Origin of the sequence: Dactylosporangium sp. NPDC051484 (genome assembly GCF_040689395.1) — a bacterium.
Classification (GTDB): domain Bacteria; phylum Actinomycetota; class Actinomycetes; order Mycobacteriales; family Micromonosporaceae; genus Dactylosporangium.
Genome location: NZ_JBFAZX010000011.1, coordinates 18,588 through 36,741 on the forward strand (window position 1 = coordinate 18,588; position 18,154 = coordinate 36,741).

The following is an 18,154-nucleotide window of genomic DNA, read 5'->3' on the forward strand; positions in this document are numbered from 1 at the left end:
CATACCAGCCGCCTATGACATTTTCCGAGTGCGACACACCGTACGTGGGTCAGGGTAGTTCGTCGATCTCTGCCTGCGGGTCGAGGATTCGCAGCATATCCGCCCGGTCCGTGACGATCGCCCAGCCCGGCCGCGCCTGCGCCCGGCGTACCACGTGCGCCGCCGCGACCAGCGACGGACCGCCCCCACCGGCAAACAGCGCCCCGCTGTCCACCGCGTCCGCCGCCGTCAGGTCGTCCACGACCACCACCGGCAGACTCAGCAGCACCTTCAGCACGTCGTAGTCCTTCGGCGACGTCTGCGCCCACGCCTCGGCCAGGGCCGCCGCCGGTACGGCAAGGACCACCCCTCGGTCCACCGCGTGCCACACGATCGCCGAACTGTACGGCTTGCCGGCCACGAACCCGAGAATGGCCGAGCTGTCCAGGATCCGTCCCCCGACCGCGCTCACGACACCGGCCCGCTCGCGGGCGCCACCCCCAGCACCTCGCGCGCCCACGCGTGGTGCTCCGGATCCAGCTGTACCCCGCGCTGCGTATACAGCTCGTTCAGCGTCAGCAGCGCCCGGTCCCGGGCCAGCCGGCCGCGCACCGCCTCGGCGACATAGGCCGACACCGACTCCGCACCACCCGCGTCCACGAACCGCCGCACCGCCGCGGCGTCATCGGCGGGCATCGTCACCGTGACCCGTTCCTTGCGCGCCTCACGCATACGCACAGGTTAGCGGCCGCATACGCCGCATCACATAGCCTCGCATCACTCAGCCAGGTGAACATTCGCGCCGACCTGCATGCATAGGGCCCGAACAGGCCCGATTTGGGACTCTACGTGACGAGTTGCTCCACCCAGCGCCGCTGCGCGTCGATGTCCGGGACCGGCACCCCGCGCACCGCCGCGGCGACCGTAGCCGAGCGGCCGATCCCGAACCGGCAGTGCACCGCCAGATGCTGCCCGGTCCCGTAACAGGCGTCGAGCACCGGCAGTACCGTCGCGGAGAAACGCGCATCGGGCACCGTGGAGCCGATCGGCTGTGGCTGGGGTTGCGCATTGGCAAGCAGAGACGCCGGCCTGCCGGTGTCCGTTGCCAATCAACCCGAGGCAAGTCGCAACGCAAGGGATCATCTTCACCCGCCCGGCGCGGTCGCCGGTCCCGGTTCTCTCGTCACGCAGGGCACTGGCCCGTAAGGTTTGGCGCCGTGGAATGCCCGGAGAGGACGTGTGTGTGGATCCCAGTTGAACCGTGGTTCCGTATAAAGCCGCGAGGCGACCTCATCTCGGCGCGATAGCGTCTTTGATCGCTTGCGCGTCGCTGTCGAGGAGCGACCTCTCGCGTTCCGGCGACTCGGCCTTGAGGGTCCAGCCGTCTCCTGCGTAGCGAGGGATGACGTGAAGGTGGAAGTGGAAGACCGTCTGGAAGGCGACTTCCCCGTCGCAAAGGAGGACGTTGATTCCCTCGCAGCGCATGCTTGAGCGTCGCAAGGCTCGTGCCATGTCATGACCGACCGACCAAATGTGAGCGCTAGTGGCTCCATCGAGGTCTTCGAGGCCCACCGCGTGCTCGCGTGACACGACGAGAAGATGGCCGGGTGTGACGGGGTTCAGGTCCATGAAGGCCACGACGGTCTCGTCCTCGTACACCACACTGGCCTCGGCCTGCCGGGCCACGATGGCGCAGAAGATGCATCCCCGCGCCATCGACGTCGCGTTCTGTGTCATGCGCGCAATACTCCCCGTGCGTACAGAGAGCTGCTACTCAGTTCATCGGGTTCATTGGCAGGGGGACAGACTGCCGGGAGCCGCTCAGAAGGGCGGCTCCCGGCAGTTGTTCGATAATGCACATTATGTCAACTAGTGCAGGTCCGGGGTCAGCCGATGTCGCGGCGGCGGAAGCCGATCAGGCCGGCGGTGGTGAGGGCCGCGGCGGTGACGGTCAGCCAGGTCAGCGGGGTGACGAGGCCACCGGCCGGTGCGGGGCCCGGCAGGTGTGGCGTGTGCGTGTACGGCGACAGGTCCTGCACCCATCCGGGCGCCTTGAGGATCGGGCCGAGGAACGCGATGAGCAGGAACGCGCCCACGGCCGCCGACGCCGCCGTGGCGGCGCGTGGCAGTAGCCCGAACAGCGCCGCGGCGATGCCGCCGACGACCCAGGCGGCCGGGATGAGCGCGGCGGTCGCGGCGAGGACGCGTGGCAGCCCGCCGTGCGCGAGGCCGGCGCCGGCGCCGAGGACGAGCAGCAGCGCGGCGGTGCCGGCGAACGCGATGGCGAGGTGGGCGGCCATCCAGGCGCGGCGGGTGACGCCGGTGGCCAGGACGGGCTCGGCGTGCAGGGCGGTCTCCTCGCCGCGCAGCCGCAGGACGGCGGTGACGGTGTAGAGGCCGGCGACCATGGCGCACAGGCTGAGGCTGGTGGCGAGGTAGGCGTCGACGAGGCCGCCGGTGCCGCCGAGGCGGGCCACGAGCTGGCCGGCGGTGCTGTCGGGGCCGTCGACGAAGTCGGCGACGCTGCTGGCGGCGACGCCGATGCCGAGGCCGGCGGTGGCGAAGCCGATGAGCCAGGCGATGAGGGTGCCGCGCTGCAGTCGCCAGGCCAGGGCGAAGGGGCCGGTGAGGCGGCCCTCGGCGCGGCCGGGGCGGGCGGCGAGCAGGCCGGCGCCGACGTCGCGGCGGGCGGCGAGGGCCCACGTGGCCGCGGCCAGGACGGCGACGAGCGCGGCGAAGAGGGCGAGGATCCACCACCGGTCCCCCGCGTATGGGCGGACCTGCTGTGCCCAGCCGATCGGCGAGACCCAGCGCAGCCAGTCGATGCCGGCGGCGTCGGCGACGGCGCGGGTGCCGTACGCGGCGCCGAGGTAGGCGCCGGCGATGCCGGTGGCGGTGCGTGGGGACTCGGTGAGCTGGGCGGCGAGGGCGGCGACGGCGCCGGCGGTGAGGCCGGTGCCGGCGAAGGCGGCGCCGAGGGCGAGGCCGCCGGGGTGCGGTGCGGGCATGGTGAGGCCGACGAGTACGGCGAGGGCGGTGTTGGCGATCAGGGCCTCGAGCAGGGCGGCGGCGAGGGCGGCGTGGCGGCCCACGACGGTGGCGCGCAGCATTTCGAGGCGGCCGGCCTCCTCGTCGGTGCGGGTGTGGCGGATGACGAGGAAGACGGTCATGAGTCCGGCGATGACGCCGTAGAAGGTGGTGAGCCGCCAGGCGGTGAGGGCGCCGATGTCGGCGCTGTGGGCGTGGCCGTAGAGGGCGGCGAAGGTGGGGTTGGCGTTGGCGGCGCTGAGCAGGCCGGCGCGGTCGGCGGCGGTGGGATAGGCGGAGGCGAAGGAGGACGCGGACCCGGCCGCGCAGAGGGTGAGGGCGGCCAGCCAGATGGGCAGGCGGACCCGGTCGAGGCGCAGGGCGAGTCTGAGCAGGGCGAGTGTGCCGTTCATGCGTAGTGCCTCAGGAAGAGTTCTTCGAGGGTCGGGGGCTGGGACTGCAGTGCTCGGATGCCGGCGGCGGACAGGGCGGACATCATCTGGCCGAGGGCGGCGTTGTCGACCTGGGCGGTGACGCGGTCGCCGTCGATGACGAGGTCGTGGATGCCGGCCAGGCCGTCGAGCGCGGGTGGCTGGTGGACGACGGCGGTGATGGCGGTGCGGGTGAGGTGGCGCAGTGACTCGAGGGTGCCGGTCTCGACGGTGGTGCCGTTGCGGATGATGGACACGCGGTCGCAGAGGACTTCGACCTCGGACAGGATGTGGCTGGACAGCAGCACGGTGCGGCCGTTGCGGCGCTCCTCGGCGATGCAGTCGCGGAAGACCTCTTCCATGAGGGGGTCGAGGCCGGACGTGGGTTCGTCGAGGATGAGCAGTTCGACGACGGAGGCGAGCGCGGCGATGAGGGCGACCTTCTGCCGGTTGCCCTTGGAGTAGGTGCGGGCCTTCTTGCGCGGGTCGAGGTCGAAGCGTTCGAGCAGGTCGGCGCGGCGTTTGGGGTCGATGCCGCCGCGGAGGCGGGCGAGCAGGTCGATGACCTCTCCCCCGGTCAGGCCGGGCCAGAGGGTGACGTCGCCGGGGACGTAGGCGAGGCGGCGGTGGAGGGTGGCGGCGTCGCGCCAGGGGTCGCCGCCCAGGAGGCGGGCGGTGCCGCCGTCGGGGCGCAGCAGTCCGAGGAGGGTCCGGATGGTGGTGGATTTGCCGGCGCCGTTCGGGCCGAGAAAGCCGTGCACCTCGCCTGCGGCGACGTTGAGGTTGAGCCCGTCGAGGGCGGTGGTGCGGCCGAACCGTTTGATCAGGCCGGACACCTCGATGGCAGGAGTCATGCTTCACAACATACGCTGATTTCAGAAAGTTGTGAAAGTTCAAAAGTCGCTAAAGTAAGATCCATGACACAGCGAGACCCCGCCGGCGTGAACACCTTCATCGAGCGTTTCGCCTCGGCGTTCACCGAAGCCGGCGTGCCCCGGATGGCGGCGCGGACGTTCGCCGCCCTGCTCACCGCCGACAGTGGCCGCTGCACCGCCGCCGAGCTCGCCGAGACGGCGCAGGCCTCCCCCGCCGCCATCTCCGGCGCGGTGCGGTACCTGCAGCAGGTCGGTCTCGTCGCCCGGGAGCGCGAACCCGGCACCCGCCGCGACGTGTACACCGTTCACGACAACGTCTGGTATGAGGCGATGTTCTCCCGGGAGCAGCTGCTGCAGCGCTGGTCCGCGCTGTTCTGGACCGGGGCGCAGGCCCTCGGCCAGGACACCCCGGCCGGGCGGCGGGTGGCGGAGACCGCGGAGTTCTTCGACTTCTTCATGGCGGAGATGCCGGCCATGCTGGGCCGCTGGAAAACCTACCGGGAGCAGCGCCAAGCCTGACTAGGCTGCCCGCATGCTCACCGACACCGTGGAGTACGACTACACCGCCACCGCCGCCGGGCACGTGTGGACCGCCGGCGCCTGCCCCCTCGACGAGCACGGCGCCGTCGTCGCCCCCGGCGACCTGGCCGCGCAGACGGTACGCACCTTGGACAACCTCGAGGCGGCGCTCAGCGGGGCCGGCGCGGCCCTCGGCGACGTCGTGAAGACCACCATCTACGTCGCCAGCAGCGACCGCGGCGACCTCGGCGTGGCCTGGGACCTCTACCGGGACCGGCTCGGCGCGCACCGCCCGCCCGCCACGCTGCTCGGCGTGGCCGTGCTTGGCTACCCGGGGCAGCTGGTGGAGATCGAGGCCGTGGCCTGTATCGCGGGCCGGTAGCAGGACGTGCGGCGCGGGTGACGCACCCGTCCCGGAAAACGTCCTGCCGGACGATGTTCCCACCCGAAAACGGGACCGTGGCCGGCCCCGCCCGGGCGCAGACTGGTGGAGTGGGGCGCGCCGGTCGTCGGCGTGCCGACGCTCCCCACTCACCGGCACGTCAGCACGTGGTGGCCGCGGCCCCTCGACCGGCCGCGCCGCGGCGCACCTAGACTCGGCGGGTGGACGCACCCGACGTGGACGAGACCCTGCGCGCGCTGCGGGCGCACCGCCGCGACCTCGTCGCCGATTTCTCCGCAGCGCTACCGCGGGCCAGAACGGCCGTCCTGACCCGCCTGTGGGGCGCCCTGTGGCGCGAGGACGTCGTCGCCGCCGGCCGGCTGGGCGGCGCGCCGCCGCCGCTGTTCGGCCCGCCCGTCACCCGGGTCGTCGCCGACGGCGTCACGCACGACGACCCCGGCGCCCTCGCCGCCGCGCTCGGCCTGGGCCCGCAGCTGGTCCGGGAGCTGGACAACTCGGTGGCGAACCTGGCCCTGGCGATGACCGCCCAGCCCGGCCCCGGTAGCACGCTCGCCGACGCCGAACAGTCCATCGTGGACGGCCATCCGCTGCACCCGTGCTGCCGTACCAGGATCGGGATGAGCACCCTCGACGTGCTGGCGTACGCGCCGGAGCACCACCCGACCGTGGCGCTGCGCCTCGTCGACGTGGACCCGGCCCGGTGGCGCACGTCGGGCCGGCCGGTGCCGCCGCGGCTGCCGGTGCACCCGTGGCAGCTGCCCCGGGCCCTCGCCTCGGGCCTGGTCCGCGACACCGGCGTGGACGTGCCGGCCCGGCCGCTGATGTCGCTGCGCACCGTGGCGCCGATCGGCACGCACTGGGCGGGTCTGCACCTCAAGACGGCCGTCGAGGTGCAGATGACCAGCGCGGTGCGGACCCTGTCCGCCCCGGCGGTGCACAACGGGCCGCTGGCCTCACAGCTGGTGGCGGAGCTTTCCCGGCGTACACCCGGAATCCACGTGCTGCGGGAACTGTCCGCCGCCACGGTGCTGGACGCGGCCGGCGAGCCGCAGCGGGCGCTCGGCGCGCTCTGGCGGCAGGCGCCCCCGGCCGGCGCGACCGTGGTGCCCCTCGCCCTGCTGCCGCAGCGGCCGGACCTGCTCACGCCCGGGTTCTTCGCGCAGCTGGTCGACCTGATGGTGCCGCCGCTGCTGCGGCTGCTCGCGCTCGGGGTGGCGCTGGAGGCGCACGGGCAGAACACCCTCGTCGAGATCGCCGAGGGCCGCCCGGTGCGGCTGCACTACCGCGACCTGGGCGGCATCCACGTGCACGAGGGCCGGCTGCGCCGGGCCGGGTTCCAGATGCCGCCGCTGATCGGGGCCCTGCCGACCGGCGACGAGGAGGCGCTGCGCACCAAGTTGTTCGCGGCGGCGTTCACGACCGTGCTGTACAGCCTGGTCGCCGCGCTGGGCGACGAGCGGCTGTGGGACCTGGTCGCCGCCGCCGCCCGCGCCTCGGTCGGCCCGGCCGACGCGGCGGCGCTGTTCGGGCCCGAGTGGCCGTTGAAGGCGACGGCGGCGATGCGGCTGGCCGCCGACCCGCTCGCGGACCGCTGGTGCCGGGTGCCGAACCCGATCCAGCGCTGAGCGCCCGCGTACTGTCGGACCGTGACGATTCGACCCATCCGCGTGCTCGGCGACCCGGTGCTGCGGACCCCCGCCGAGACGGTGACCTCATTCGATGCCGAGCTGCGGGCGCTGGTCCGTGACCTGCTCGACACGCTGACCGGCGAGCCGGGCCGGGCCGGGGTCGCCGCGCCGCAGATCGGCATCGGCGCCCGGGTGTTCTCCTACGGTGCGAACAAGGCGCTCGGCTACCTGGTCAACCCGCGGATCACCGCCCGGTCCGGGCAGCAGGACGGCGACGAGGGCTGCCTGTCGATCCCGGGCCTGGCGTTCCCGACGCCGCGGGCGATGCGGGTCACCGCCGAGGGCTTCGACGAGCACGGCGAGCCGGTCACGGTGACCGGCACGGGCCTGCTCGCCCGGGCGCTGCAGCACGAGACCGACCACCTCGACGGCGTGCTGTACATCGACACGCTCATCGGCGACGCCCGCCGCCAGGCGCTGCGGGCGGTGCGCTCGGCGTTCAGGCCGGCAGCTGCTCCGGGGACTCGTCCAGGATCGTGAAGGCCGGGTGGGCCAGGCGCAGGAAGTCGTGGTGGGCGACCTCCCAGCCGTACGCGCCGGTGCCCGCCAGCAGCACCACGTCCCCGGCCCGGATCCGCTCGACCGGCACGCCGGCGGCCAGCACGTCGCGGGGGTTGCACTGCTCCCCCGCGACCGTGACCGGCGCGCCGGTCACGCCGGGCCGTTCGAACGCGTACGGCCAGTCCTCGACGGGCAGGACCGTGAACGGGTGGCTGTAGCCCCACGACGCCGGCAGCCGGAAGTGGTGGGTGCCGCCGCGGACCACGGCGAACCACCGCCCGTGGCTGCGTTTGACGTCGACGACCTCGGCGGCGTACCAGCCGGCCGGCGCCGCGACGTACCGCCCGGGCTCGACGACCAGCCGCGCCCCACGATCGAGCGTGAGGTCGCGCAGCCCGGCGGCGAGCGCGTCGAGGTCGAACGCGGCGGCGCCGGTGACGTCGACGCCGAACCCTCCCCCGGCGTTGATCAGCGGCCCGTCGACGCCGAGGTCCCGCGCCGCCTGCCGGGACCACGTGACGCAGTCGCGGATGAACGCGGCGTGCGCGGCGGCGTCGAGGTTGTTCGACACCGCGTGCAGGTGGAAGCCGAGCAGCTCGTGCCCGTCGCGGCGGGCCAGCGCGGCGGCCGCCGCGAGGTGCTCCTCGGCCATCCCGAACTGGGTCGGCGCCCCCGACATGCGGTGCGAACCCGGCAGTGCCGCGTGGGCCCGGTTGACCCGCAGGCAGATCCGGGCCGGTCCGGCCACGGCGGCGAGCCGGCGCAGCTCGTGCGGGCTCTCCACGTTGATCACGGCCCCGGCCGCGACAGCGGCGCGCAGGTCGTCGTCGGTCTTGGCGGGCCCGCTGAACAGCGTGAACCCCGACCCGGCCGCCACCGCCGCGGCGAGCTCCCCGCCGGAGGCGACCTCGAGGCCGTCACCTGCCTCCAGCGCGGCCCGGACCACCGCCGGGTGCCCGTTGGCCTTCATCGCGTACGCGACCAGGGCGCCCTCCGGCAGTGCCGCGCGCAGCTGCGCGATGCGGGCCCGCACCGTCGGCAGGTCGTAGATGTAGGCGGGCCGCGGCCCGCGCAACGCCGCGCGCACGACACGTGGGACAGGTGACACGGCTCTCCGTTCAGGTCGGGCCGGTACGCGCAGTAGGCTTCCCGCGATGCGCCTCATCGACGCCCGCGACCCGATCGCGTTGTGGCAGTACGCGGAACGGTATCTCGGGGTCGGGACCCGCACGTACAGCCCCTACGCCGCGGACCTGGACATTGCCGAGGAGTACCACCCGCAGCGGGGAACGGCGACGTTCGAGCTCCCGACGTTCCGCGTCCCGGCCGGGCTCGGCGCCTACCGCCGCGCCGCGATCCCGTCCGGCCTGCACGAGCTGTACACCGGCGACGACGGCATTCTGCTGCCCGTACACCCGAACACCCTGGACAGCCCCGACCTCCTCGGCGCCGGCGAGCTGTCGCGGTGCGCCCCCGGCCCGTCGCTGACGGTGGTGCCGTCGGCGAACGCCCGCACGGTCTTCGTCACCGCCGTGGCCGGCCGCCCGGTCGAGCCGCACTTCGTGAAGCTGCACTACCCGCGGCGCCTGTCGCGGTTCACCCGCCGGCTGCGCCGCCCGGTGATCGAGCTGCAGCTGTGGGTGTCCGACGACCTGGTCCGGGCCGGCCTGCCGGTCCTGCCGGAGGTCGGCGGCGGCTGGTTCGACCCCGGCCTGGGCGAGGACGCGTGGGGGTTCCTGATCCGTTCGGCGCGCCCGCTGCGCCCGGCCCCGTCGGTGACGGTGCCGCTGTTCGCCCTCTACGGCCGGGACCTGCACGCCCCCGACGACCCGACACTGCTGGAGCAGCTGGTCGCGGCGTTCGGCGAGGACCCGGTCGAGTTCGTGGCCAGCCGCGTCATCGTGCCGATGGTCCGCCTGTGGTGCGAGACCGCCCGCGCGACGGGCTGCCCCCTGGAGACGCACGGCCAGAACACCCTGTTCGCCTTCGACCTGGCGGCAAACCAGACAACGGTGTTGTACCGGGACTGCGCGATCTATGTCGACAGCTCGCTGCGCGCGGCCGCGTCCCTGCCGGGCGGCCTGCCCCCGGCGAACGTCATCCCCCGCGACGTCGCACTGGCCGCCGACGAGGTGTTCAGCCTGACGTACGACAGCTTCATGGGCCACCACGCCCTGTCCTACCTCGCGACCTTGGCCCACGACGCCTGGGGCGTGCCGAACCGGGTGCTGCACGAGGCCGCGAGGGCCGCCTTCACCACGCCCGACCTCCTACCGGCGACGGTCTACTACTACGACAACGTCCTGTACGACAACGGCGACTGGAAGCTGCTCGACACCGGCACCCCGCCCGTGTGGCGCTGACCCCTGCTCCCTCCCGGCCGGGCTCTGTGTTTCCCCGTTCAGGTGCCCGCTGTTCTCCGGTCGGCTGTTCTCCGTTCGGGTACGGCCGGCCCGGGCCGGCATGCGTGGCTGGCGCCTCCGGCACAGTAGGGTCGGACCGGTGATCGTCGTGCACGGCCTGGTGGCCCCGGACGGAAGGCTGGCCTGCTGGGCCGAGACCACCGATGCCCCGATCCTCCAGCGCGTCCCCGCTTCCACCACTCCTGTCACGTCGCCCACTCCGGCCGCACCTGCGGCGTCTGTGACTCCTACCGCGGACAACGCCGACGAGCCGGCCGCGCAGATCGTCGACGGTGAAGCGCTCCCCGCACCGCGCCGTTCCCACCGGGACGTCCCCGCCCCGCACCCGTTCGCCGTACTTCCTCCGTTGCCCGGCACCGTCACGACCGCCGACCTGCTCCTACCGTCGACGCCCACCCGCCCGGTCGCGTCCCCGGAGCTCACCGAGCACCTGCCGACGACCCGCTCGCGGGCACAGCCGGCCACCCGTCGCCAGACGACCTGGACGGTCCCGATCGTCGTACTGCCCCCCGGAACCGACCCGGAGGCTCTCCTGACGAGCACCCCGGACCTGCGCCCCGGCTCGTCGATCGGATACCTGGCCGACGTGGCTTCCTTCGCCGCGAGCCTGGTCGACCGCGGCCGCGTCCTGCCCACGCTCACCACCGAGTTCACGCCGACAGCGGCGGAGAGCGATGCTCCGGCCGGCGATGGGTCCACAGTCCGCGGCGCTGCGGACCTGTCCGCCCCCGGCGCCGAGCACTCACGGCCCGTCGCCGGCCCGGCGGCCCGTTGGCGGCCGGCGCTGTGGGGGGCCGACGCCGCGACGTTCGAGGCCCTCTGCCGCGCCATGCCCGGCGTGGCCCGCGCGGCGGCTGCGTGGCCGGCCGACGCAGCGACCCGGACCGCCCTCGACGTGACGGTCGACGCCCTGGCCCGGGCCCGCCTGCGTAACCGCCCCCTGCTCACGGACGGCCAGGTCCGCCACGACACGGTCGTACGCGCCTGGCTCGCGGCCCTCACCGCCCCCGACGCCCGCCTCCGCACGGCTGCGGCGACGACCGCTCCCGGAGCCCGCCCTGCCCCGGAGCGGGCCGGCCCGGGCCGGATCGGGGATCGCGCCGACGAGGCCCCTTCCGGTGCCCCCGGACCGGGCGCCGCTTCCCATCGCGCGCCGCAGGAGCCGGCCGGCAGCAGCGTGACGTCACCCCCGGCGGCGAGTCCGGCCGCAGCCGCCTCCGCTGCGGCCGCAGTGTCCGCTGTGCCGCAATCCCTCGCGGCAGCTGAAGCCCTCGGTGTGGCGGAGGCTTTCGGTGCGGCGGGAACGTGGGCCGGCGCGGAAGCCGCTGGCGGCGGGTCCTCGGTGGCGATCCTCGAAGGGCCCGAGGTGGCGCGCCTGCGCGAGGTCGTCGAGCGGTGGTCGGGCAGCGGGCGGCCCGCGCCCGTGCGTACCTGTTTCCGCCTCACCTACGTCGATGACCCCGACGACGGGGCGGCTGACGGGGCGGCGCAGGACGACGGTGTGTGGCTGGTGGAGTTCCTGCTGCAGCCCGCCGATGAGCCGGGGTTGCTCGTGCCGGCCGAAGACGTGTGGCACGACGCGGCGTCGCCGCTGTTTCGGTGGGTGGACTACCCGCAGGACGTGCTGCTGGCGGACCTCGGCCGGGCGAGCCGCCTGTGGCCGGACCTCGACGACGCGTTGCGGGTGCCGCGGCCGGTGTCGCTGCGGCTGGACACCACCGGCGCATACCGTTTCCTGACCTACGCGACGCTGCTGCACGACGCCGGCTTCGGGGTGCTGCTGCCGGCCCAGTGGCAGCGCCGCCAGGAGCTGGGCCTGACGCTGACGGTCCGTAGCCGGCAGCCGGCTGCGCCTGTGCTGCGTGACACGACCGCGAACCGGGACGCGATCGTCGCCTACCGGTGGGGGCTGGCGATCGGCGACGAGTTCCTCAGCGAGGCCGACCTGGCCGAGCTGTCCCGGGCGAAGGTGCCACTGGTGCGGCTGCGGGGCCGCTGGGTGCATCTGGACCGGGAGCGGCTGCGGGCGGGGCTGGCGTTCCTGCGCCGCGGCGGTCGCGGTGAGATGACCGCGGGCGAGGCGATGCGCCTGACCCGGCTGGTCCCGGACGGGGACCTGCCGTTGCCGGTGACCGGCGTGGACGGTGCGGGTTGGCTCGCCGACCTGCTGACCGGCCGCGCCGTGGAGCGCCTGGAGTTGCTCGACGAGCCGCCGGCGCTGGCCGCGCGGCTGCGCCCCTACCAGCGGCGCGGCCTGTCGTGGCTGGCGTTCCTGGACTCCCTCGGCGTCGGTGCGCTGCTCGCCGACGACATGGGGCTGGGCAAGACGGTGCAGGTGCTGGCATTGGAGGCGCATCTGCGTGGGCAGGGGCCGCGGCCGCCGACGCTGATCGTGTGCCCGCTGTCGGTGCTGGGCAACTGGCGCCGGGAGATCGAGCGGTTCACGCCGGGCCTGACGGTGCGCGTCCATCACGGCAGCGCCCGCCCGGGCCGGACCGGCTCGTCCGACCCGTCCAGTCCATCCGAGGCCGGTCTGACCGAGCTGGCCGGCGCCGACCTGGTCCTCACCACCTATCAGGTGGCGACCCGCGACGTGGACGTCCTGGCCGCGATCGCCTGGGACCGGGTGGTGCTCGACGAGGCGCAGCAGGTGAAGAACGCGACCGGGGTCACCGCGCGGGCGATGCGGCGGCTGCCCGCCCGGCACCGGGTCGCGCTGACCGGCACCCCGGTGGAGAACCGGCTCACCGAGCTGTGGTCGATCGCGGACTTCCTCAACCCGGGCCTGCTGGGCGAGGCGAGCATCTTCCGGGCCCGCTACTCGGTGCCGATCGAGCGGTGGGGCGACGCCGACGCGGCGCGGCGGCTGCGCCGGGTGACGCGCCCGTTCCTGCTGCGGCGGGTGAAGACGGATCGGGCGGTGATCACCGACCTGCCGGAGAAGCTCGAGCGGCGGCAGTGGTGCAACCTGACGCTGGAGCAGGCGACGCTCTACCGGGCCGTGGTCGACGAACTGTTCGTGAAGCTGCGGGAGGGCCGGGCCGGGCCGCAGCGCAAGGGTCTGGTGCTGTCGGCGATGACGAAGCTCAAGCAGGTGTGCAACCATCCGGCGCACCTGATGGGCGACGGCACCCCGCTGCCGGGCCGCTCCGGCAAGCTCGCCCGGCTGGAGGAGATCCTGGCCGCGGCGCTGGCGGCCGGCGACCGGGCGCTGGTGTTCACGCAGTTCGCCCGGTTCGGCCACATGCTCGTGCCGCACCTGGCCGACCGGCTCGGCACGGGTGTGGAGTTTCTGCACGGCGGCACCGCGAAAGGAGCCCGCGACCGGATGGTCGAACGGTTCCAGGGTGGCGACGGCCCGGGGGTGCTGCTGGTGTCGCTGAAGGCGGGCGGCACCGGCCTGAACCTCACCGCCGCGAACCATGTCGTGCACGTGGACCGGTGGTGGAACCCCGCCGCGGAGGCGCAGGCCACCGACCGGGCTTTCCGCATCGGCCAGCGCCGTGACGTGCAGGTCCACACGTTCGTGTGTATCGGCACGATCGAGGAGCGGGTCGAGCACATCATGGCGGGCAAGCGCGACCTCGCCGGGGTCGCGGTCGGCAGCGGGGAGGGCTGGCTCACCGGCCTGTCGACCGACGACCTGCTCGACCTTGTGACGCTGTCCCCGGAGGCGGTCGAGGATGGCTGAGCGCAGCTGGTCCCACCAGTTCATCGTCATGCTGGAATCGTTGCGGATGGGTACGACATTTTCTCAGGGCCGCCGCTACGCCCGCTCCGGGCAGGTACGCTCCGTGACGATCTCGACCAGTATCGTGACGGCGCTCGTCGTGGACGACGACGGCGAGACGTACCGTGCGCGAATCGGCGTCAAGGCGTTCACCGCCGCCGACTGGGCCCGTGTCGAGCGCGCCCTGGCCGGTGAGGCGATCCACGCCGCGAAGCTCCTGGCCGGGCACCTGCCCGACGACCTCGACACGATCCTGGCCGGGTTCGGACTGTCGCTGTTCCCGCAGAGCCTGTCCGAGATCGTCCTGGACTGCTCCTGTCCCGGCTGGCAGAAGCCGTGCCGGCACCTGACCGCGGCCTGCTACGCCCTGGCCGAGGAGTTCGACGCCGACCCGTTCGGCATCCTCGCCTGGCGTGGCCGCGGCCGCGACGAGCTGCTGGAGTCGCTGCGCGCCCACCGCGTGTCCGCCCTGGGGCACGTCGCCGGCCCGGCGCACCCGGCACCGCGCTCAGCCAAGCCCGGAACCAGCGGATTCGGCAGCTTCTGGCAGTCCGGCCCCCGGCTGGGCGCCCCCGACCCCGCCGTCCCCGGGTCCGTCCACCGCGGCGACGCGATCCTCGAGCAGCTCGATCCGCTCCCGCTCACCGCCGGCCGTTTCGACGTCACCGACCTGCTCCGTGGCGCATACCACACATTCACGGACAGCGATCACGGGTTGCCAGAGCGCCGCGCCGGCCGGTAGTTTCACAACCAGCGGCGCGACGGCGCCGCGGTCAGGGCCGAGAGGCGCTGCGACGGATCCGGGCAATCGCCACGCACCACCATCGCCATCCGGGATCCGCCACGCTCGGCCACTGCTGACTCCCTTGACGCAAGGGCGCCTCCTGTCACCGGGAGGTGACCTCAGGTATGTCCGAAAACCGGTCCAACGACCCCACCACGACTGCTCCAGCGCACATCGTGGACGGCCACCCGTATCTGCAGCGACTGGGCGGCGTTGAGTTCGCCGTCGCAGACCTGTCCCTCGCCGCGGCCGGCCGCACCCAGATCCGCCTCGCCGAGCACGAGATGCCGGGCTTGATGGCCACCCGCCGTGAGTACGCCGCAACCCAGCCGCTGCGCGGCGCCCGTATCGCCGGGAGCCTGCACATGACGGTGCAGACCGCCGTGCTCATCGAGACCCTCGTCGCGCTCGGCGCCCAGGTGCGATGGGTGTCGTGCAACATCTTCTCCACACAGGACGAGGCCGCGGCCGCGGTCGTCGTCGGCCCGCACGGCACCGTCGAACAGCCCGCCGGCACCCCGGTGTTCGCCTGGAAGGGTGAGACGCTGCAGGAGTACTGGTGGTGCACCGACCAGCTGTTCCAGTTCCCCGGCGACAACGGCGAGATCCTCGGCCCGAACATGATCGTCGACGACGGCGGCGACGCGACCCTCCTCGTGCACAAGGGCGTCGAGTTCGAGGCCCGCGGCACGGTGCCGCAGGCCGGCGCGGACGACGACACGGAGTACCGCATCATCCTGGAGACCCTCGCCGCGAGCCTGGCCCGGGACCCGCAGCGCTTCACCCGCATCGCCGCCGGCGTGCAGGGCGTCACCGAGGAGACCACCAACGGCGTGAAGCGGCTCTACAAGCTCGCCGACGCCGGCGAACTGCTGTTCCCGGCGATCAACGTCAACGACTCCGTGACGAAGTCGAAGTTCGACAACACGTACGGCATCCGGCACTCGCTGCTCGACGGCCTGAACCGGGCCACCGACGTCATGCTCGCCGGGAAGCTCGCCGTCGTGTGCGGCTACGGCGACGTCGGCAAGGGCGCCGCGGAGGCGCTGCGCGGCATGGGCGCCCGCGTCGTCGTCACCGAGATCGACCCGATCTGCGCGCTGCAGGCCGCGATGCACGGCCTGCCCGTCGTACGCCTCGACGACGTCATCACCACCGGTGACGTCTTCATCACCACGACTGGCAACAAGGACATCATCAGCGCCGCTCAGCTGGCCCAGATGAAGCACAACGCGATCGTCGGCAATGTCGGCCACTTCGACAACGAGATCGACATGGCCGGCCTGGCCAAACTGCCCGGCGTGACGAAGTCCGAGGTCAAGCCGCAGGTCCACGAATGGACGTTCCCCGACGGTCGGTCGATCATCGTCCTGTCCGAGGGCCGTCTGCTCAACCTCGGCAACGCCACCGGCCACCCGAGCTTCGTCATGTCCAACTCCTTCACCAACCAGACGATCGCCCAGATCGAGCTGTTCACGAAGCCCGAGTCGTACACCAGGCAGGTGTACCGGCTGCCGAAGCACCTCGACGAGAAGGTCGCCACCCTGCATCTCGAGGCATTGGGTGTACGCCTGACGGAGCTGACGAAGGAGCAGGCCGAGTACATCGGCGTCGACGTCGCCGGCCCGTACAAGCCGGAGCACTACCGCTACTGACCGCCACCACGTAATCACGCCCCCGGGCCGCGGCCCGGGGGCGTGCTCATGTGCGGCGTCGCCACCGCGTCCCGACGCCGAAGGCCTCGATCGCCGCGCCTTCGGCATCGCGCGTCATGACTGCTGGTCAGGGATTACGTTGTCTAACGTGTCAGGTGCCGTCCGCCCGCCACGGAGAGGACTTCGCCGTTGACGTGCCCGTTCGCGGCCGAGCCGAGATAGGCCACTGCGGAAGCAACGTCCTGCGGCGTGCATATGCAACGCGTCGGCGTCTTCGCGGCCTCGGCATCGACGACCTTTTGTCCCAACCCGGGCGTGGTCAGCGCCCGCTCCGTCAGGGTGAAGCCGGGCCTCACGACGTTGGTGAGAATGCCGTGCTGAGCTTCCCGGGCGGCCAGCACCTTCGCGGCCGTCTCGAGCGCGCCCTTGGCAGCGGGGTAGGCGACGGCTGCGGGTATCGGCTGATCGACGACGTCTGACGAGATCAGCACCAGCCGTCCCCAGCCGGCGTTCCTCATGCCGGGAAGGACCGCGTCGATCACAGCCAGCGTCCCGATTGTGTTCGCCGCGAGGGCGTCGGCCAGCGTGTCCCATGTCTCGGACGTCCTGCTCGGCCAGGCAACAGCATTCGCGACCAGGACCGCGACGTTGCCGAGTTCGCGTTCGACCTGGCGGATCGCCGCCGTTGGCGACTCGCGGTCGCGCTGGTCGATCCGGACCGTCATCCCCTTCCCGCCTTGTTGGGTTATCGAGTCGATCACGGCGTGTGCCCGCCCCTCGTCGCGGTGCCAGCCCGCCGCAACCAGCGCACCTTCCTGAGCGAATGCCCTGGTGATGGCGCCACCGATGTCACCGGATGCGCCGGTGACCAGCACCACTCGACCGTCAAGTCCAAGGTCCATCATGCTCCCCCATGATTAGCCGGCTAGCTATTAGCCGACTATACAGAAGATAGGATGCGGTGCGTGGAAGCGAGCGAGGTGCTGCGCGTCAACCGTGCGCTGAACAAGATGAGCATGCTCTACCGTGCCGCGAAGTCGCGCAAGCTCGCAGCACTCGGGCTGCACCCTGGGCAGGACGTCCTGCTGTGGCACCTCGCCCAAGAACGCGAGGGTATGACGGTCTCGGCATTGGCGGAACGGCTGGGAGTCGAGCCACCGACCGCGACTCGCAGCCTGGCCCGGCTGGAGAGTGGCGGGTGGTTCCGACGCGAACCGGTCGCCACGGATCGCCGCCAGGTACGCATCGTGGTCACAGACACCGGCCACAAGCTGGTCCCCAGCATCGAACGCGCGTGGGCAGAACTCGCCGAACAGGCAATGGGCGACATGACCGCGCAGCAACGCGAGATCACGATCAACGCACTTGAACAGGCCAACGACCGGCTACGCCGTCTCGTCGGGGAAGCCGCCTTGACCGACGAGTGACGCGCCGGCCACGCAGCCGAGAACGCGCCGCGTCCTGGCCGGTTAATCGTCACGCACCGTCCCCGCCCCAACGCGAACGGCATCACGTTCGTGCCCGACGTCCCGACAGCCCTGCGCGAGGCGAGGGCCGCCGCCGGCGACCGCTACGTCAACGTCCTCGGCGCCGACATCGCCCGCCAATGCCTCGATGCCGGCGAACTCGACGAGGTCCTGGCCATGATCGCCCCGGTCCTGCTCGGCGACGGCACCCGCCTGTTCGACCACCCCGGCGGCGCCGAGGTGCGTATGGAACAGTTGTACGTGAGCCGCACACCCAAGGCGATCAACGCCTGGATGCGGATTATCAAACAGCCACAATCCCGTTAACCATAATTCCGTAATTCGGCCAGTAATGGCGTGAGCCGCGATCACCACGCGAAACGCGGCCGGCCCGGGGGTTCACGCGACCCGCCTGGACTTTGACCGAACGGATCCCGGCTGTCGCGGAGCGTGAACGAGACCGAAGCGGATCCGGGCCGCCAGCCAACGGCCAGCCACGGCCTTCCGGTGCCGGCCGGCACCGGAAGACACCAGCGCTGCAAAGGACCCACTGCCAGCCCGTCGGGTCCGGAGACCGCTGGCGCCGCCCACCCAGAAAAACACCGGCAACCATCGTCCCGCCGGCCGGGGTGGCGTTGCCACCCGGCAGATGGCATCGAAATGCCGGCGCCCA

At 72.5% G+C, this 18,154-nt stretch carries 18 protein-coding genes; 10 read left to right on the plus strand and 8 right to left on the minus strand.

What is annotated here, in order from left to right; translation table 11 throughout:
• Positions 1-49: 49 nt before the first annotated feature.
• The 6 genes from AB0367_RS19710 to AB0367_RS19735 all read right to left on the minus strand — a co-directional run bounded on the left by AB0367_RS19710 (position 50) and on the right by AB0367_RS19735 (position 4,291).
• Positions 50-451 carry a hypothetical protein gene (locus AB0367_RS19710; protein ID WP_366227788.1) on the minus strand — a complete coding sequence of 134 codons (402 nt, stop codon included), beginning with the start codon at positions 449-451 and terminating at the stop codon, positions 50-52.
• Positions 448-711: a ribbon-helix-helix domain-containing protein gene (locus AB0367_RS19715; protein WP_366227789.1), complete on the minus strand. Its 264-nt coding sequence runs from the start codon at positions 709-711 to the stop codon at positions 448-450. The genes AB0367_RS19710 and AB0367_RS19715 overlap by 4 nt, the downstream gene beginning before the upstream one ends.
• Before the next feature lie 113 nt (positions 712-824).
• Positions 825-1,013, minus strand: a complete 189-nt coding sequence (locus tag AB0367_RS19720) for a hypothetical protein (protein WP_366227790.1) — start codon at positions 1,011-1,013, stop codon at positions 825-827.
• Between the two features lie 256 nt (positions 1,014-1,269).
• The gene (locus AB0367_RS19725; RefSeq protein WP_366227791.1) at positions 1,270-1,716 is read right to left on the minus strand and encodes an HIT family protein; all 447 of its coding nucleotides are present in this window, start codon (positions 1,714-1,716) and stop codon (positions 1,270-1,272) included.
• 149 nt (positions 1,717-1,865) lie between these two features.
• Positions 1,866-3,419 carry an ABC transporter permease gene (locus tag AB0367_RS19730; protein ID WP_366227792.1) on the minus strand — a complete coding sequence of 518 codons (1,554 nt, stop codon included), beginning with the start codon at positions 3,417-3,419 and terminating at the stop codon, positions 1,866-1,868.
• Positions 3,416-4,291, minus strand: coding sequence for an ABC transporter ATP-binding protein (locus AB0367_RS19735; protein WP_366227793.1), 876 nt, complete (start codon positions 4,289-4,291; stop codon positions 3,416-3,418). The genes AB0367_RS19730 and AB0367_RS19735 overlap by 4 nt, the downstream gene beginning before the upstream one ends.
• A gap of 63 nt (positions 4,292-4,354) precedes the next feature.
• On the opposite strand from AB0367_RS19735, the gene AB0367_RS19740 reads away from it, so the two are divergent.
• The 4 genes from AB0367_RS19740 to def all read left to right on the plus strand — a co-directional run bounded on the left by AB0367_RS19740 (position 4,355) and on the right by def (position 7,402).
• Entirely contained in the window at positions 4,355-4,831 is a 477-nt protein-coding gene (locus AB0367_RS19740; protein WP_366227794.1) for a MarR family transcriptional regulator, read from the plus strand.
• A 13-nt stretch (positions 4,832-4,844) separates the two neighbouring features.
• On the plus strand, positions 4,845-5,213 hold the full coding sequence (locus tag AB0367_RS19745; RefSeq protein ID WP_366227795.1) for a RidA family protein: 369 nt from the start codon (positions 4,845-4,847) through the stop codon (positions 5,211-5,213).
• Between the two features lie 221 nt (positions 5,214-5,434).
• Entirely contained in the window at positions 5,435-6,859 is a 1,425-nt protein-coding gene (locus AB0367_RS19750; RefSeq protein WP_366227796.1) for an IucA/IucC family protein, read from the plus strand.
• A 21-nt stretch (positions 6,860-6,880) separates the two neighbouring features.
• Complete coding sequence (def, locus tag AB0367_RS19755; RefSeq protein WP_366227797.1) at positions 6,881-7,402, plus strand: peptide deformylase; 522 nt, start codon at positions 6,881-6,883, stop codon at positions 7,400-7,402.
• On the opposite strand, the gene AB0367_RS19760 is transcribed toward def, so the two are convergent.
• Entirely contained in the window at positions 7,362-8,531 is a 1,170-nt protein-coding gene (locus tag AB0367_RS19760) for an alanine racemase (RefSeq protein WP_366227799.1), read from the minus strand. The genes def and AB0367_RS19760 overlap by 41 nt on opposite strands.
• Before the next feature lie 46 nt (positions 8,532-8,577).
• On the opposite strand from AB0367_RS19760, the gene AB0367_RS19765 reads away from it, so the two are divergent.
• From AB0367_RS19765 to ahcY, 4 genes are all read left to right on the plus strand, one after another.
• Positions 8,578-9,786 (plus strand): hypothetical protein, encoded by a 1,209-nt coding sequence (locus tag AB0367_RS19765; RefSeq protein ID WP_366227800.1) that lies wholly within the window; start codon positions 8,578-8,580, stop codon positions 9,784-9,786.
• A gap of 139 nt (positions 9,787-9,925) precedes the next feature.
• Positions 9,926-13,537, plus strand: coding sequence for an SNF2-related protein (locus AB0367_RS19770; protein ID WP_366227801.1), 3,612 nt, complete (start codon positions 9,926-9,928; stop codon positions 13,535-13,537).
• Positions 13,530-14,318, plus strand: coding sequence for an SWIM zinc finger family protein (locus tag AB0367_RS19775; protein WP_366227802.1), 789 nt, complete (start codon positions 13,530-13,532; stop codon positions 14,316-14,318). The genes AB0367_RS19770 and AB0367_RS19775 overlap by 8 nt, the downstream gene beginning before the upstream one ends.
• A gap of 167 nt (positions 14,319-14,485) precedes the next feature.
• Entirely contained in the window at positions 14,486-16,015 is a 1,530-nt protein-coding gene (gene ahcY, locus AB0367_RS19780; protein ID WP_366227803.1) for an adenosylhomocysteinase, read from the plus strand.
• Positions 16,016-16,158: 143 nt separating this feature from the next.
• On the opposite strand, the gene AB0367_RS19785 is transcribed toward ahcY, so the two are convergent.
• Positions 16,159-16,890 carry an SDR family oxidoreductase gene (locus tag AB0367_RS19785; protein ID WP_366227804.1) on the minus strand — a complete coding sequence of 244 codons (732 nt, stop codon included), beginning with the start codon at positions 16,888-16,890 and terminating at the stop codon, positions 16,159-16,161.
• 90 nt (positions 16,891-16,980) lie between these two features.
• On the opposite strand from AB0367_RS19785, the gene AB0367_RS19790 reads away from it, so the two are divergent.
• Together AB0367_RS19790 and AB0367_RS19795 are read left to right on the plus strand one after the other, a co-directional pair.
• Positions 16,981-17,442 carry a MarR family transcriptional regulator gene (locus AB0367_RS19790; protein WP_366227805.1) on the plus strand — a complete coding sequence of 154 codons (462 nt, stop codon included), beginning with the start codon at positions 16,981-16,983 and terminating at the stop codon, positions 17,440-17,442.
• A gap of 90 nt (positions 17,443-17,532) precedes the next feature.
• Positions 17,533-17,808: a dihydrofolate reductase family protein gene (locus AB0367_RS19795; protein WP_366227806.1), complete on the plus strand. Its 276-nt coding sequence runs from the start codon at positions 17,533-17,535 to the stop codon at positions 17,806-17,808.
• The last annotated feature ends 346 nt before the right edge of the window (positions 17,809-18,154 follow it).